The organism is Vibrio sp. Isolate25 (genome assembly GCF_022398025.1).
Lineage (GTDB): Bacteria > Pseudomonadota > Gammaproteobacteria > Enterobacterales > Vibrionaceae > Vibrio > Vibrio coralliilyticus_A.
On the sequence record NZ_JAKEUT010000006.1, the window covers coordinates 168,614 to 183,942 of the forward strand.

Below are 15,329 nucleotides of genomic sequence, written 5' to 3' on the forward strand. Positions count from 1 at the left end.
AAGCATAAAGTGGAATAGAAGAACAAAATAAACCAAAAAACTGATAATTTGCTCAATAAATAAATATTTTGGATTATTATTCTGTGGAATCTGTATTGTTACTATTTTTTGTTTAAATAATGCTAATTGCTTTGACGTTTTTAGAATCAGATATAGCAAAGGCTGTCTAGGATGACAGCCTTTTTGTGCTTTGGTAATGGTTTATCCAGTATTACGCATACCTGCTGCAATACCAGCAATCGTGACCATTAATGCTTCTTCAAGTTCAGGAGAAGCTGTTTCACTTTGGCGAGTGCGATAGAGTAACTCAGCTTGCAGCATGTTCAATGGCTCAACGTAGATATTTCTCAGGCGAATAGACTCTTGCCCCCAAGGATCGCTTTGCATTAAGTTCTCATTGTTTTCGACATTCAGTACGGCTTTGATGTCTTTTTGTAGCTGCGTTCGAAGCTTATCGCCAAGAGGTAAGAGCTTTGGCTCGACCAAACGTTCGTCATAGTATCGGGAGATCTCAAGGTTACATTTGGTATAAACCATCTCGAGCATGCCTAGGCGAGTGGAAAAAAACGGCCACTCACGGCACATCTCTTCAAGCAATGTTTGATGGCCCTTGTCGATAGAATACTGAATGGCTTCTCCTGCTCCTAACCATGCTGGCAAGACTAAACGGTTTTGGCTCCAAGAGAAGATCCATGGAATCGCACGCAAGCTTTCTACTCCACCTTTAGGGTTACGTTTCGCTGGACGAGAACCAAGAGGCAATTTACCGAGCTCTAATTCAGGGGTAGTCTGACGGAAGTAAGGAACAAAGTCAGGTTCACCGCGGACGACTCGTCGATAAGCTTCACAACTCACTTCTGATAGGACATTCATCAGATCGCGCCATTCCTGTTTCGGCTCTGGTGGTGGTAGCAAGTTAGCTTCCAAAATTGCACTGGCATATAGGTTGAAACTGTTTACTGCCACTTCTGGTAAGCCCAGCTTAAAGCGGATCATTTCGCCTTGCTCGGTCACTCGAAGGCCACCTTTCAGGCTTTTTGGTGGTTGAGATAATAAAGCGGCATGAGCCGGGGCACCACCACGGCCAATCGTTCCACCTCGACCATGGAATAGGGTGAGCTCGACTCCTTCTTCTTCAGCGACTTTCACCAAGGACTCCATCGCGTGGTACTGAGCCCAGCCTGCAGACATTACTCCGGCATCTTTCGCTGAGTCAGAATAGCCAATCATGACCATTTGGTGGTTTTGAATAAAACCACGATAGAGATCAATGCCCATTAGCTGCTTGATCACTGACTCTGCATTATTCAGATCGTCCAACGTCTCAAAAAGTGGACAGACATCCATACGATATGGGCATCCCGCTTCTTGCAGTAATAGGTGTACCGCTAAAACATCAGAGGCGGTACGCGCCATCGAAATAACGTAAGCCCCGAATGCTTCACGCGGTTGGGCTGCGACAATCTTACAGGTATCCAGTACTTCTTGGACGGGCTCTGATGGTTGCCAGTCACGTGGGAGAAGTGGACGTTTAGAAGCCAGTTCATTGGTCAGAAAGGCGATTTTGTCTTGCTCACTCCACTGGTTGTAGTCACCAATGCCAAGGTAGCGAGTCAATTCGGATAACGCATCTGAATGGCGGGTACTCTCTTGGCGGATATCCAAGCGTACCAGATGCACCCCGAAGGCTTTGATACGTCGCAGGGTATCGAGTAGAGAACCATCTGCAATAATGCCCATACCACATTCATGTAGAGATTGGTAACACGCATAAAGTGGTGCCCATAGTTGTTCGACACGCTGAAGTGGGGCTTTAACGGCTAGCTTCTGGCCGTTTACTTTTGCATCAAGTATTTCTTTGGTTTCGGTCAGTAGGGAGCGTAGTTGCTTTAGTACCGCGCGGTAAGGCTCATGTTCATCTTCACCAGCTAGTGCACGTACCGCATCATTACAACGAGTCATTGAGAGTTCACTTACCAACTCATTGATATCATTAAGGTATAGATCTGCCGCTTTCCAGCGTGACAGCAACATCACTTCACGGGTAATGGTGTGAGTGACAAACGGGTTACCGTCACGATCCCCTCCCATCCAAGACGAGAAGTGGACAGGGCGTGCATCAATGGGCAGGCCTTCTTCAAGGTAGCCTCGTAGGCGGCCGTCCAATTCGCGTAGGAAATCAGGCACTGCTTCCCACAGTGAATTTTCTACAACCGCGAATCCCCATTTAGCTTCGTCAAGGGGAGTCGGACGCTGCTGGCGAATGGTGTCTGAATGCCAACTTTGGGCGATCAATTGTTCGAGGCGGCGTTCTGTCTTTTGACGTTCCTTCACTGACAGATCGTTTAACTCTAATTTCGATAAGCACTTATTGATTTTGACCAGTTTGTTGATCATCGTGCGGCGTGTGATCTCAGTGGGGTGCGCTGTAAGTACCAACTCTATATTGAGGTCACGGACCGCTTGAGCGGTATCGAGTTTACTGATGCCATTTTGGCTTAGTTTGGAAAACAGGGTATTGATGGCATCGGGTTCACAGACGTGCGCGTCACAATGACGAGAGATCGTATGGTACTGCTCTGCCATGTTGGTGAGGTTGAGAAATTGGTTGAAGGCATGCGCAACAGGAGTGAGTTGCTCATCAGGTAAGCTTTTGATCTCTTCAATCAAGCTTTCACGATCAGATTGATTACCAGAAAGCGCGGATTTAGAAAGTTTACGAATAGTTTCTACTTTTTCTAGAAGGGCATCACCATGCGCATCCTTGATCGTGTTGCCAAGTAAATGCCCTAGCATGCTTACATTACTTCTGAGAGCAGAGTATTTCTCGTTCATTGTCATCCTGCCTTGTAAAAAAATTACATCCATTGTTCCTTGTTAAGTAGACAATCTAGCGAAAAATATCGCTTTGAGTCAAATGGTGTAGGCTAAGTTTGCAGATATTGTGCAAATGAATGTAATCAATTTGGCTAGACGGTGTTTTCTATATTTGTTGAAATTTTATTACAAAAATGCGACTCGCTTAGAATCTATATAGTGACTTAATGCCCTAAATGCTCATGCACATATTGTCGAATGAACGGGACTACTTCATTCTCAAACCAAGGGTTACGCTTTAGCCAGAGCGTATTTCGCGGCGAAGGGTGGGGTAGAGGTAAATAGCGTGGGGCCCATTGTTGCCAGACTCTCACGGTTTCAGTCAGCGTCCTCGGTTTATCTTGCAGGTAGTAATTTTGCGCATATTGGCCGATTAACAATGTCATCCCTACATTGGGTAACTGCTCAAGAATTTTATTGTGCCATTGAGGAGCGCATTCTTTTCTCGGTGGGAGGTCACCACTTTTCCCCTTACCCGGATAGCACAACCCCATGGGCATGATGGCGATATTATTTGAGTCATAAAAGTGAGCTTTGTCGAGATCAAGCCATTGACGAAGCCTGTCACCACTTGGATCATTCCAAGGGATGGAGGTGTTGTGCACTCGGGTACCTGGCGCTTGCCCTATGATTAGCAATTTGGCTTGCTTACCTGCCTGAATGATTGGATTTGCACCGAGCGGTAGCTCTGGCTCACAAAGCTTACACTGGCGAACCTCTTTGAGTAATTTTTCTAGCATCAATAACCTTTCTCGAGATCGACTTCATTGATGAGTGAAAAGCCGTCTCGCCAGAGTTGATAGTTCTCAGCAAAGATCTCGACAACTTGCTCAGGAAAACTGAGCGCGGCGATATGAGGAGTCACAGTAATGGCAGGATGATGCCAAAAGGGATGCTGGGCTTCTAGTGGTTCGTTTTCAAACACATCAAGATAGGCGTGAGTGATAGATTGGTTTTCAATCGCAGACAATAGGCCAGATTCACAGATAGCATTACCACGGCCAACATTGAACAGTAGCGCAGAGCGACAATGAGAAAGAGATTGGCTATTGAGAATATGCAGTGTATCGGGTGTACTCGGAAGCGTGTTAACAATAACGTCGACTCGGCTGAGTACACTTTCCAGCTCTTGAATATGGTAAGTCTCCGCGAAAGGCGAGTGCATGGCCGGAATGCCGCTACGATTAATGCCGATCACTTTTATGCCAAATGCTTGAGCCGTTTTGGCGAGGTGGCTACCTATCGAGCCTGTCCCTAAGACCAATAGAGTGAGTGCGCTTAGAGATTGGTAGGGTTTGGGCACCCATTTGGCCTGATTCTGACTTTCTTGATAGGGCAAAAAGTGGCGATGGTGTTGGATGAGGTACCCCAACACATATTCTGAGATTTGTTGACCAAATATTCCCTTCACATTGGTGAGAAGAAAATCGGACTTTTCTACTGTAGCGAGCGCATCCACTCCTGCATAGACAGATTGCATCCATTTTACGTTGGGAAAGTCACTAAGCCGCTTGGCGACCAGTGGTGGAGATGCGAGTAAAATAGAAGCATCTTCTGGATTGTCGGTGATCTCGAGATCCGGTAACTGCAGCTTGTCGATCTGATGCTGGTAAGTTTCGTTGTGCTCAGTCAGTAAATAGACTTTGTTGGTAAAATTGTTCATCGGCTTTGCTTTTTTCCACTATGGTTATCAAGTACACTTCCGCTGTCTTTTTCTGAACCAATGAGTCCCTATGCTACAGAACCCTCTTCAACTTCGTCTCGAGAAGTTAGAACCTTGGAAGCAGATTACCTTCATGGCGTGTCTGTGTGAACGTATGTACCCTAATTATGCGATGTTTTGTGACAGTACGGAATTTGCTGAGGCACGAATTTATCGCGATATTCTCGATAGTGTATGGGAACAGCTGACGGTTAAAAATGCGAAAGTAAACTATGAACGTCAGCTAGAGAAATTAGAAGAGATTATTCCGAGCTCCGCAGATTTCGACTTTTATGGGGTGTTGCCTGCTATTGATGCGTGTGTTGGCCTGTCGACATTATTGCATGGTTTGCTAGATCGTGATGACTTGTTTGAAAGTATGCAAAAGGTCAGTCAACAATCAGTACAGACAGTTGCCCAGCTCGAGGAAGCTCAAACGGGTATTGGTATAACCAATGAAAATCAGAAAGACAATGAAGCCGTATGTGAAGAGTGGGACGTTCAGTGGGCTATTTTCCGACCACTGAAAGACGCTCAAGAACGAGATATCGATTTAATTAAAGATCTTCGTTTAGAGCTCAGAGAAGAAGGCATGAGTAATATTGGTGTGAGCCTTTAATCTGTAACGGGAGCTCAAGGCTCCCGTTATGATTAGTTATCTTCTTTTCTACTGAATTCTGACGCTTGATCCTCGTCGTCGTCTCGACTTTCAATCACACCGTGGGTTTCTTTCCACTTTTCCCAGCGTTCAAAGGCTAATTCTTGCATATCGGTTGCGCGATCCGCTTCATCGACAATTTCTTCTCCCACTAAGTGCTCGAAGATGTCTTCCAATGTCAGAATACCTTGCACTGTACCATATTCATCAACCACCATCGCAAGCTGGAGACGCTTAGCCATCATCTGCTCGAATGCTTTAGGCAGAGACAAGTTATTTAGTAACACATGGACAGGACGCATTACCGCCCCCAGTTGTTTTTCACCACAGCCTGCTTGTTGGAGTTTGAAGAGTTCTAAGCGATGTACAAATCCAATGATGTTATCTTTTGATTGGCTATACACCAGCGGGCGTGAAAAAGGCGTTTCTTTATATTCAGAAAGAAACTCATTGATGCTCATTTCAGCATCAACGCGGAATACTACTGGCCGTGGTGTCATTACCTGAGTGACTGGCACATTTTGGATACCCAGTAAGTTGTTAAGGATTTTGGTTTCGCCTTCAGCAAACTCACCACTTTCTTTCGCTAGGATGGCCATCGCCGATAACTCGTCGCGCATTTTTGGGGCTTCGTGGCCACGTGCGAGGCGTTTAGTAATCTGCTCTGAGAACCACACAAATGGGGTTAATGCCCAAACCATCCATCGCAATATCACTGCCGCTAGAGGGGCAAGCTGTCGCCAGTAGGTCGCCCCAATCGTTTTCGGCACAATTTCAGATAGCACCAGAATACCCAGTGTCAGGACACCAGAGAACACCCCTAGCCACTCACTGCCGAATACAACAGCCGCTTGAGCACCAGCGCTGGCCGCACCAATAGTGTGAGCAATTGTGTTCAGGGTTAGAATCGACGCCAATGGGCGGTCTATATCTGCTTTGAGCTTAGAGAGTTTGTTGGCCGCAGGGTGTCCCTGCTGACGCAATTGAGCCAAATAGCTCGGGGTAATACTCAAAAGAACCGCTTCCAAAACGGAGCAGATAAAGGATACGCCAATCGCAACAGAGACGTATATGGTTAGCAGTAACATAAGTGTCCTATATAGGTTATACCAGCACCAAATTTTGCAATGCACTCATCAAAATTATCAATCATGAAATGAGCCATTATGCCTGGGCATTATTGGTGTGAGTATTTTATATTCGCTTCAAGCCCCACAATATCAGGCTTCGTGGACCATCAGCGCTTTATAAATAAGGTTAATTATGATGAAAAACAAGCCTTCTCATAGGAGAGGAAGGTAACAAATTGTGAGTTAATACTCATATTATGGTTAAAAGTACGTCATGAAAGCTAAAGATCGCTTACAAACCTTTGCCAGATGGGGCATTTATGCTTTAGAGTGAGTTGAATTCGATAACATATGAGAAGGGAAACCTAATGAACAAGACCCAATTAATCGACTTTATCGCAGAGAAAGCAGATCTATCTAAAGCACAAGCTAAGGCTGCTCTTGAAGCAACTCTTGATGGTGTGACTGATGCACTTAAAGAGGGTGACCAAGTTCAACTAATTGGTTTTGGTACATTCAAAGTAAACCACCGCGCGGCTCGCACTGGTCGTAACCCAAAAACGGGTGCTGAGATCCAAATCGCTGCTGCAAACGTTCCTGCATTTGTTTCAGGTAAAGCTCTGAAAGACGCAGTGAAATAATTTATAATGCGCCAAGGTAGTCTTCTGTCTTGGCGCATCACTGTCTCATGAAAAAATATTTATTCTCTTTACTAATCATCTCTTCTATTGTTGGTTGTTCTTCCAACGCCCCTCGACCTAACTTAGACCAATTCGCATATTATACGGGTGGAAAGAGTATGGGTGATGCGACAAGTTTATATTGGTATACCGAAAAGCAAGCTTCTCCAAGCACTGCTGCAGACTATGTCACTGCTGGAGATTACGGGTGGTACAAGACAGACTATCGCTGGATTGAAGGTGAACTTCGAGAGCTGATTCGTGAAGGTGAGCAATTAAAAGGGGAGCAAGGACTGGTGTCGTACCGAGTTCATGTTCGCTTTAACAAAGAGGGTGAAGCGGTTTACCAGCAATATCGTTTGGATGGAAAAGTTTTTCCTGTGAAACCTGCTGAACTGGAACGTTATAAGAGTGACGCCGAGTCTGTTACCAGTGTAACGAAAGAACAAGATAAAAAAGGTCAAGAACTGATCCAAGGTTACTGGGATGGTACAACCTTTGAAACTTGCTCGGGGCAAAGTTATTCTCGACTTGAGTTTAATCAGACTCTGCCTTCTTTTGTAGTGAATCGTTTGGCGGGTGTTGATAACTATGTCGCATTCTTAGGCTCAACCCGAACCAATCGGGTGACGGTTGAAGACCTATTGATGCTAGCAGATGAAGACCATTCTTGTATCGAGAGGCCAAGTTTGCTTTCGGATTAAGCTACTCAACAAATAAAAGGCGCTTTTAAAGCGCCTTTTTTGATTCTGAGAGGTTATTCGCTTTTTTCGCGCTCTATCGCTCTGTAACCAATATCATTTCGATGGAACATACCATTCCAACTGACTTGCTTAGCTAGCGCGTACGCTTGCTGCTGAGCGTCTGAGACGCTATTTCCCAGAGCCGTTGCACATAGAACACGACCGCCATTCGTCACAATGTCGCCAGCTTCGTTGTTTGCAGTGCCGGCGTGGAAGATCTTCTGACCTTCGACTTCGGTAGCCGGTAGGGAAATCACATCACCTTTTGCGTAGTCTGCTGGATAGCCCCCTGCGGCTAGAACCACACCGATAGACGCTCGTGGATCCCATTTAGACTCGGCTTCATCAAGCTTTTCGTCGATAGCCATCAGACAAAGCTCAACAAGGTCAGATTCCATACGCATCATAATAGGCTGCGTTTCTGGATCGCCAAAGCGGCAGTTGTATTCGATGACTTTCGGTGTACCGTCTTTGTCGATCATAAGACCAGCGTAAAGGAAACCAGTATAAGGGTGACCTTCTGCATCCATGCCACGCACGGTTGGGTAGATAACTTCTTCAAGGATACGTTCGTGGATCTCTGGGGTTACCACTGGTGCTGGGGAATAAGCACCCATGCCGCCAGTGTTAGGGCCAGTGTCTTTATCGCCCACACGCTTGTGGTCTTGACTGGTGGCCATTGGCAGAACGCTCTGACCGTCTACCATGACAATGAAACTGGCTTCTTCACCGTCGAGGAATTCTTCGATCACCACGCGACTACCGGCTTCACCAAACGCGTTGCCAGCCAGCATGTCTTTGATTGCGTCTTCCGCTTCTTCAAGCGTCATCGCAACAATAACCCCTTTACCTGCAGCAAGGCCATCTGCCTTTACGACGATAGGAGCACCTTGCTCACGAACGTAAGCCAGAGCTGGTTCAATTTCAGTGAAGTTAGCGTACGCAGCCGTCGGAATGTTATGACGCGCAAGGAAATCTTTGGTGAACGCTTTAGATCCTTCTAGCTGCGCAGCGGCTTGAGTAGGACCAAAGATAGGTAATCCCGCTTCACGGAAAGCATCAACGACACCAATAACAAGTGGCGCTTCTGGGCCAACAATCGTCAGCTCGATTTTCTTCTCTTTGGCGAATGCAACCAGATCAGAGATTGCTTCAACACCAATGTTTACGTTTTCTAGCTTTGGCTCAAGCGCTGTGCCTGCGTTACCAGGCGCAACGAAAACTGTCTCAACGTTCGGGTTTTGTGCTGCTTTCCAACCAAGTGCGTGCTCACGACCGCCGGCACCAATAATAAGTACATTCATTTTATTTATCCTTTGATAGCTGCGCCATATTGTTAATTTCTGCGTTGAGCTTGCTCATTTATAGTTATAAACTCCGCGAGCTCTCCTTGACCTTATCAATATGGCTTTGCTCTAAAATGAAAATTCCTGAAACTAAGAGTATTTCAAATTAGCTAAATTAAATAAGTTTTGCTCAAAGTAGCTGGTGTGTACGCCATTCAACTATTCGAGGTCTCTTTAAATCAGTGGGAGCGCTAACAAGGCGACAAGCGAGCTTATCCCTATGAGCATAGCTCGCTATGTGATTAGGGTAAGCGAGCGTAGTCAACGCAGTTACCGCCCCAATGATGACAAGAGAATTAGTGGCGGAAGTGACGCATGCCCGTAAAGATCATCGCCATGCCGTGTTCGTCCGCTGCTGCGATAACTTCGTCGTCACGCATAGAACCACCTGGTTGGATAACACACTTGATGCCCGCTTCTGCAGCTGCGTCGATGCCGTCACGGAATGGGAAGAATGCATCAGATGCCATCACACAACCTTCAACCTGTAGACCTTCGTCTGCAGCTTTGATGCCTGCGATTTTCGCAGAGTAAACGCGGCTCATTTGGCCCGCGCCTACACCAATCGTCATGTCGCCTTTCGAGTAAACGATCGCGTTTGATTTCACGTACTTCGCTACTTTCCAGCAGAATAGGGCATCTTTTAGCTCTTCTTCTGTTGGTTGACGCTTAGAAACTACTTTTAGGTCGTCTAGGCTTACCATGCCTTGATCGCGGTCTTGAACCAGTAGACCGCCATTCACGCGTTTCACGTCAAAGCCCGTCGTCTTAGTTGTCCATTCGCCACACTCAAGCAGACGCACGTTCTTCTTCGCCGCAACCACTTCAATCGCGCCAGCAGAAACAGATGGAGCGATGATTACTTCAACGAATTGACGCTCAACAATCGCAGATGCTGTTTCAGCATCTAGCTCTTGGTTGAAGGCAATGATGCCGCCGAATGCAGATGTAGGATCAGTTTGGTAAGCGCGGTTGTATGCTTCTAGAATGTCTTTACCTAGAGCCACACCACATGGATTCGCGTGTTTAACGATCACACATGCTGGCTCGTTGAACTCTTTCACACACTCAAGCGCTGCGTCCGTGTCTGCGATGTTGTTGTAAGAAAGGGCTTTACCTTGGATTTGACGAGCAGTAGAAACCGAAGCTTCTTCAGGGTTTGCTTCAACGTAGAAAGCAGCTGCTTGGTGACTGTTCTCACCATAGCGCATGTCTTGCTTCTTCTTGAATTGCTGGTTGAAAGTACGTGGGAATTTAGACTCTTCATCACCTTCTTTGTTCTCACCGTAAGATGGAACCATAGTACCGAAGTAGTTTGCGATCATGCCATCATAAGACGCGGTGTGCTCGAATGCCGCGATAGCGAGGTCGAAGCGCGTTTCTAGCGTAAGAGACGTTTCGTTTGCGTCCATTTCTGAGATCACGCGGTCGTAATCGTGAGCGTTCACAACGATAGCCACGTCTTTGTGGTTTTTCGCTGCAGAACGGACCATTGTTGGGCCACCGATGTCGATGTTCTCTACCGCATCAGCTAGGGTACAGCTTTCTTTAGCAACGGTTTCGGCGAATGGATATAGGTTTACAACAACCATATCGATAGGGTTGATGCCGTGTTTTTCCATCACGTCATCATCTTGGCCACGACGGCCCAAAACACCACCATGAACCTTTGGATGTAGCGTTTTCACGCGTCCGTCCATCATTTCCGGGAAACCCGTATAATCGGATACTTCAGTAACGTTAATGCCTTGCTCAGCAAGTAAGCGGGCTGTACCACCAGTGGATAGGATATCGACACCGCGCTCAGCAAGCGCTTGGGCAAACTCAACAATACCGGTTTTGTCTGATACGCTGATAAGGGCGCGGCGAATTGGACGAGCGTTGTTCATGCTTCCATCTTCCTCAAAGTCATGGAGTTAAACTAAAGATATTTGCCAAAAATGAACTTGTTTTTATCTCGTAGGGATAAAATATTGGCCAGTTTTGGTAAAGACCTTTTTGCCAATCGAGACTGGGCAGGTATTAGACTCTAAACTTGATGGCGCACATTCTAACTAATTTATTACAAAAAAGCTCGCGCAATCGTTTGGCATCTCAAAAATAATTATGAAAACCGTGCTTTTTAACTTAAAAAGTAACGAGATAGTTAATAAGGAAAGTTATGTTCCAGATTGGAGAACTGGCAAAGCGTTGTGGTGTGACCACCGATACTTTGCGCTTCTATGAGAAAAATGAACTGATCCGCCCCATGGGGCGCAGTGAATCGGGTTATCGTCTTTATAACGAAGAAAATCAGAAACAGGTCGGTTTTATCCTAAAAGCCAAAGACCTAGGGCTAAGTCTGGAAGAAATTCGTGAGCTGCTAGAGATAAAGCTAGAAGCCACCGAGCACAGTTGTGCCGAAGTAAAAGCCATCACCTCGGCAAAGCTCGAAGTGATTGATGAAAAAATTGCAGAGCTAAACCGTATTCGCCAAGCATTGAAGAAAATCAACGATGCGTGTTGTGGTCATGTTGATGATGATGCCAGTCACTGCTCGATTTTAGGTGCGCTGGGAAATGAAGAGTATGAACAATCGTGTTGTTCTGAAGATTAACCCGCCTGACGAATCCGAGCTTGGGTAGCCGATTGCACCTTCATATCGGGCAAACTACTGTGGTAAAGCGTAACCTGATTACGACCTGTTTGTTTTGAGTAGTACATGGCTTTATCCGCTTGGATTAGCAGCTGTTTGACACTTTGGATGTCAGGTGTGCTTTCCGCAATGCCGATGCTTACAGTTGGGTGAATAATATGTTCATCGACATGGCAGGGGGTACTCTCGATGGATTGACGAATGCGTTCAGCGATGTCGTAAGCTTTTATCGCATTGATATTAGACAGCACGACACCGAACTCTTCTCCTCCTAATCGCCCAATATAATCACTACCACGGATTTGTTGCTGGCAAATTTTCGCCACATGTGTGATGACTTCATCTCCTGAGAGGTGGCCCACCTGATCGTTAATCTCTTTAAAGTGGTCAATATCAATCATCAAACACGATAGCCCATGCTGTGTGTCTTTGCTGCTAGTCAGCTCACTTTCTAGTGCTTCTAAGAAGGCTCGTCGGTTGAAGATACCCGTGAGTTCATCGGTTTCTGAAAGTCGCTTCAGTTCTTCTTGGCGGTGGTAAGTACTGGTGATGTCGCGTTCTTGCCACAGCACATATTGAGCTCCATCCACGATACACAGGGGTTTGATCGTCGCTTCAAACCACATTTCATCTCGCCCCTTTAAATTGTCCAGTTCATTAATAGAGAAGTGCAGACACTCGATAGGGCTAACACTGTACTGCACAATCAGCGGCTTTGCTGATGCTGTTACCGTTTGTATATAGCTGAACAATTGATCGGCTTTATCGTGCGGAAGGAGGTCATGGAGTGTTCTGTTGGTATAGCCACTTTTTTCGAGGCGAACAGAATGGAACGTTCCCCCAAAACCCTCGATAAAGCGCCCCGATTGATCCAAAACGAAAAGTCGGTCAGGAAGTTCATTAAGAATCTGGCTCAGCCATGCTTCCCTTTGCTTATCAAGCATATAGTTTTATCCAACAATAGGTGAACACCGCATTATATCTAGACAGGTAGTGATGACAATCGTGAGAGATCACAGTTTGCTTACTATTTGCTCAATTATAGGATGTGAAAGTGAGACGTAATATGCGCTTGGTTTGTACGCTTTAGCCTTAAAATCAGTGAACTAGCTGAGCTGGAGAGCCAAATAATTACTATGAAATGAAGTGAGTAAATGGCAAGCGATGATAAAGAGAAAAGCCGAATCCCTGAGGAATCGGCTTTCTTAGAAAAAACTCGTCAGAACGATTAGTTCATGCCGTATTTTTTAAGTTTCTTGCGAAGAGTACCGCGGTTAATACCCATCATAGTTGCTGCGCGAGTTTGGTTACCGCGAGTGTATTGCATAATGGTATCTAGTAGTGGCTGTTCAACTTCAGCTAGAACTAATTCGTATAGTTCTGTGACTTCTTGGCCGTTTAGTTGAGCCAAGTAGTTTTTAAGAGACGCTTTAACAGAGTCACGTAATGGTTTCTGAGTAATTTGGTCCTGTGACGTTACTGTCGTTACTGTTAATGCTTCTGAAGTCAGATTTTGTTCGAACATATTCGGTCTAGCTCTTCTCTTAATTATGATGCAACGTTTACCTATTGTATCTAAAGCGTTCGCTTCAAATAGTTAGGCTTTATCAAAATACGCTTCTAACGCTTCAAGTTGCAGCTCTGCTGCCTCAATCGCGTTGAAGGTACGGCGAAACTCACTTGCTTGCTCATGCTCTTTTAGGTACCAACCTACGTGCTTACGCGCGATTCGTGGCCCTAAGTACTCCCCATAAAAATCGTGGAGCGCATTCACATGACCCAGCAGAATGTCTTTCACTTCCGTGGACGGAAGGTCAGGCATCGTGGTGCCGTTTTCCAAAAAGTGTTGGATTTCCTGGAAAATCCATGGACGACCTTGGGCGGGACGTCCAATCATCAGAGCGTCTGCACCGGTGTACTCCAGTACGCGCTTGGCTTTTTCTGGGCTATCGATATCACCGTTTGCAATAACCGGTATCGAAATTGCCTGCTTGACTGCTCTGATGCTGTCATATTCTGCCTCACCTTTGTACATACAGGCTTTTGTCCTGCCATGCAGAGCAAGCGCTTGTATGCCGCAGTCTTCGGCTAATTTAGCGATTTGGACACAGTTTTTATTATCTGGGTCCCAGCCTGTTCGGGTTTTGAGTGTCACTGGGACATCGACTGCATTGACTACCGCTTTAAGGATACCTTCGATGATATCTGGAAAGCGAAGCAGTGCAGAACCGGCAAGCTTCTTATTCACTTTTTTTGCTGGGCAGCCCATGTTGATATCGATGATTTGCGCACCGTTCTCAACGCTAAACTGAGCAGCGTCGGCCATCAGTTGTGGATCCGCACCCGCAATCTGTACAGAGCGAATGCCCGATTCACCTTCATGCACCATGCGTTGCTTGGACTTAGACGTTTTCCATAGCTTTGGGTTTGAGGACATCATTTCACTGACGGCCATCCCAGCACCATAGCGGAGGCATAACTCTCGAAACGGTCTATCGGTCACTCCCGCCATCGGGGCGACGATGAGATTATTCTTAAGTTGATGATTTCCGATTTTCAAAACGTCTTCACAGCTTAGTACCAGCAAGGGCGCGCATTTTACGCATTTTTTTCCGCTGTGAAAAGACTAATATTTGAGCATTTACAAATTGTTTTTGTAAATTGTATGAATTTCAAACAATTAGCCCTGAAAGTCTTGTCTAGCCTTGCTTGCAGCCCGAGATTCGACACCACTCACTTTGTTCCTTGATAGGATCAATGTGAAGCTCATCACGGTAATAGTTAGCCACATCTTCTGCTTGTGTATCCAGCACGCCAGACATTGCCAACTGGCCGTTCGGTTTGACTAGAGACTTGATAATCGGCGACAACTCACGAAGTGGACCAGCAAGGATGTTCGCGACGACGACGTCAGCGATCAGGCCCTCTGGTTGATCTTGTGGTAGGAAAACTTCGAGCTTATCGGCAACGCCATTGCGTTCGGCGTTGTCTTTTGAAGCGATGAGAGCCTGAGGATCAATATCGATCCCGATGACCTTTTCAGCACCAAGCTTGATCGCAGCGATCGCTAAGATGCCAGAGCCACAACCAAAATCGATCACGGTTTTACCCGATAGGTCTAGCCCTTCCAGCCACTCCAGGCACAGCGCAGTAGTTGGATGAGTGCCAGTACCAAATGCGAGACCAGGGTCTAACATCACGTTGACCGCATCCGGCTCTGGGACATCTCGCCAGCTTGGGCAGATCCATAAACGCTCACCAAACTTCATTGGGTGGAAGTTGTCCATCCACTCTCGTTCCCAGTCTTTGTCTTCCAACTGCTCCACTTTGTAAGCAAAGCCTTCTGGTAGCAAGTTACTGTTTTTGGTCTGTTCAATAATAAACTGGGTATCTGCTTCAGCATCGTACAAAGCGAGAATATCGGTATCACCCCATAAACGAGTTTCCCCCGGCAATGGTTCAAATACTGGCGTATCCTGCGCGTCTAAGAAGGTTACAGACAGTGCTCCTGTTTCTTCCATTAGCATGTCGCCGATTTGCTCAGCGTTGTCGTTGGTCGCATTGAGTTTGATTTGAATCCAAGGCATGGGTATGTGCTCGTCTAGATAGTTAGATTTA

General features: G+C 46.1%; 14 protein-coding genes. 4 read left to right on the forward strand and 10 right to left on the reverse strand.

The genetic code is table 11. From position 1 onward, the window contains the following. Nucleotides 1–201 precede the first annotated feature (201 nt). The 3 genes from ppc to L1D15_RS14230 all read right to left on the reverse strand — a co-directional run bounded on the left by ppc (nt 202) and on the right by L1D15_RS14230 (nt 4,540). Nucleotides 202–2,835, reverse strand: a complete 2,634-nt coding sequence (ppc, locus tag L1D15_RS14220) for a phosphoenolpyruvate carboxylase (protein ID WP_239876210.1) — start codon at nt 2,833–2,835, stop codon at nt 202–204. Nucleotides 2,836–3,041: 206 nt separating this feature from the next. Beyond that, on the reverse strand, nt 3,042–3,617 hold the full coding sequence (locus tag L1D15_RS14225) for a uracil-DNA glycosylase family protein (protein ID WP_239866954.1): 576 nt from the start codon (nt 3,615–3,617) through the stop codon (nt 3,042–3,044). Then, a complete protein-coding gene (locus tag L1D15_RS14230; protein WP_239876211.1) occupies nt 3,617–4,540 on the reverse strand; it encodes a D-2-hydroxyacid dehydrogenase in 924 nt (307 codons plus the stop codon). The genes L1D15_RS14225 and L1D15_RS14230 overlap by 1 nt, the downstream gene beginning before the upstream one ends. 70 nt (nt 4,541–4,610) lie before the next feature. Here L1D15_RS14230 and L1D15_RS14235 point away from each other — a divergent pair, with 70 nt between their 5' ends. Next, on the forward strand, nt 4,611–5,198 hold the full coding sequence (locus L1D15_RS14235) for a DUF416 family protein (protein ID WP_239876212.1): 588 nt from the start codon (nt 4,611–4,613) through the stop codon (nt 5,196–5,198). A 32-nt stretch (nt 5,199–5,230) separates the two neighbouring features. Here L1D15_RS14235 and L1D15_RS14240 read toward each other — a convergent pair whose 3' ends face one another. Beyond that, nucleotides 5,231–6,325 (reverse strand): hemolysin family protein, encoded by a 1,095-nt coding sequence (locus L1D15_RS14240; RefSeq protein ID WP_239876213.1) that lies wholly within the window; start codon nt 6,323–6,325, stop codon nt 5,231–5,233. Nucleotides 6,326–6,675: 350 nt separating this feature from the next. Here L1D15_RS14240 and hupA point away from each other — a divergent pair, with 350 nt between their 5' ends. Both hupA and L1D15_RS14250 read left to right on the forward strand, forming a co-directional pair. Further along, entirely contained in the window at nt 6,676–6,948 is a 273-nt protein-coding gene (gene hupA, locus L1D15_RS14245; RefSeq protein WP_239838011.1) for a nucleoid-associated protein HU-alpha, read from the forward strand. Between the two features lie 47 nt (nt 6,949–6,995). Then, nucleotides 6,996–7,691: a DUF1481 domain-containing protein gene (locus tag L1D15_RS14250; protein WP_239866950.1), complete on the forward strand. Its 696-nt coding sequence runs from the start codon at nt 6,996–6,998 to the stop codon at nt 7,689–7,691. A gap of 53 nt (nt 7,692–7,744) precedes the next feature. Here L1D15_RS14250 and purD read toward each other — a convergent pair whose 3' ends face one another. Both purD and purH read right to left on the reverse strand, forming a co-directional pair. Further along, entirely contained in the window at nt 7,745–9,034 is a 1,290-nt protein-coding gene (gene purD / locus L1D15_RS14255; protein ID WP_239876214.1) for a phosphoribosylamine--glycine ligase, read from the reverse strand. A gap of 338 nt (nt 9,035–9,372) precedes the next feature. Further along, nucleotides 9,373–10,965 carry a bifunctional phosphoribosylaminoimidazolecarboxamide formyltransferase/IMP cyclohydrolase gene (gene purH, locus L1D15_RS14260; RefSeq protein ID WP_239876215.1) on the reverse strand — a complete coding sequence of 531 codons (1,593 nt, stop codon included), beginning with the start codon at nt 10,963–10,965 and terminating at the stop codon, nt 9,373–9,375. A 272-nt stretch (nt 10,966–11,237) separates the two neighbouring features. Here purH and zntR point away from each other — a divergent pair, with 272 nt between their 5' ends. Next, complete coding sequence (gene zntR, locus L1D15_RS14265; RefSeq protein ID WP_239876216.1) at nt 11,238–11,672, forward strand: Zn(2+)-responsive transcriptional regulator; 435 nt, start codon at nt 11,238–11,240, stop codon at nt 11,670–11,672. Here zntR and L1D15_RS14270 read toward each other — a convergent pair. The 4 genes from L1D15_RS14270 to prmA form a co-directional block, all read right to left on the reverse strand. Continuing rightward, complete coding sequence (locus L1D15_RS14270; RefSeq protein WP_239876217.1) at nt 11,669–12,655, reverse strand: sensor domain-containing diguanylate cyclase; 987 nt, start codon at nt 12,653–12,655, stop codon at nt 11,669–11,671. The genes zntR and L1D15_RS14270 overlap by 4 nt on opposite strands. Nucleotides 12,656–12,939: 284 nt before the next feature. Continuing rightward, entirely contained in the window at nt 12,940–13,236 is a 297-nt protein-coding gene (fis, locus tag L1D15_RS14275; protein ID WP_000462885.1) for a DNA-binding transcriptional regulator Fis, read from the reverse strand. Nucleotides 13,237–13,308: 72 nt separating this feature from the next. Next, on the reverse strand, nt 13,309–14,271 hold the full coding sequence (dusB, locus tag L1D15_RS14280) for a tRNA dihydrouridine synthase DusB (protein WP_239866940.1): 963 nt from the start codon (nt 14,269–14,271) through the stop codon (nt 13,309–13,311). Between the two features lie 139 nt (nt 14,272–14,410). After that, nucleotides 14,411–15,298: a 50S ribosomal protein L11 methyltransferase gene (gene prmA / locus L1D15_RS14285; RefSeq protein WP_239866938.1), complete on the reverse strand. Its 888-nt coding sequence runs from the start codon at nt 15,296–15,298 to the stop codon at nt 14,411–14,413. Nucleotides 15,299–15,329 lie beyond the last annotated feature (31 nt).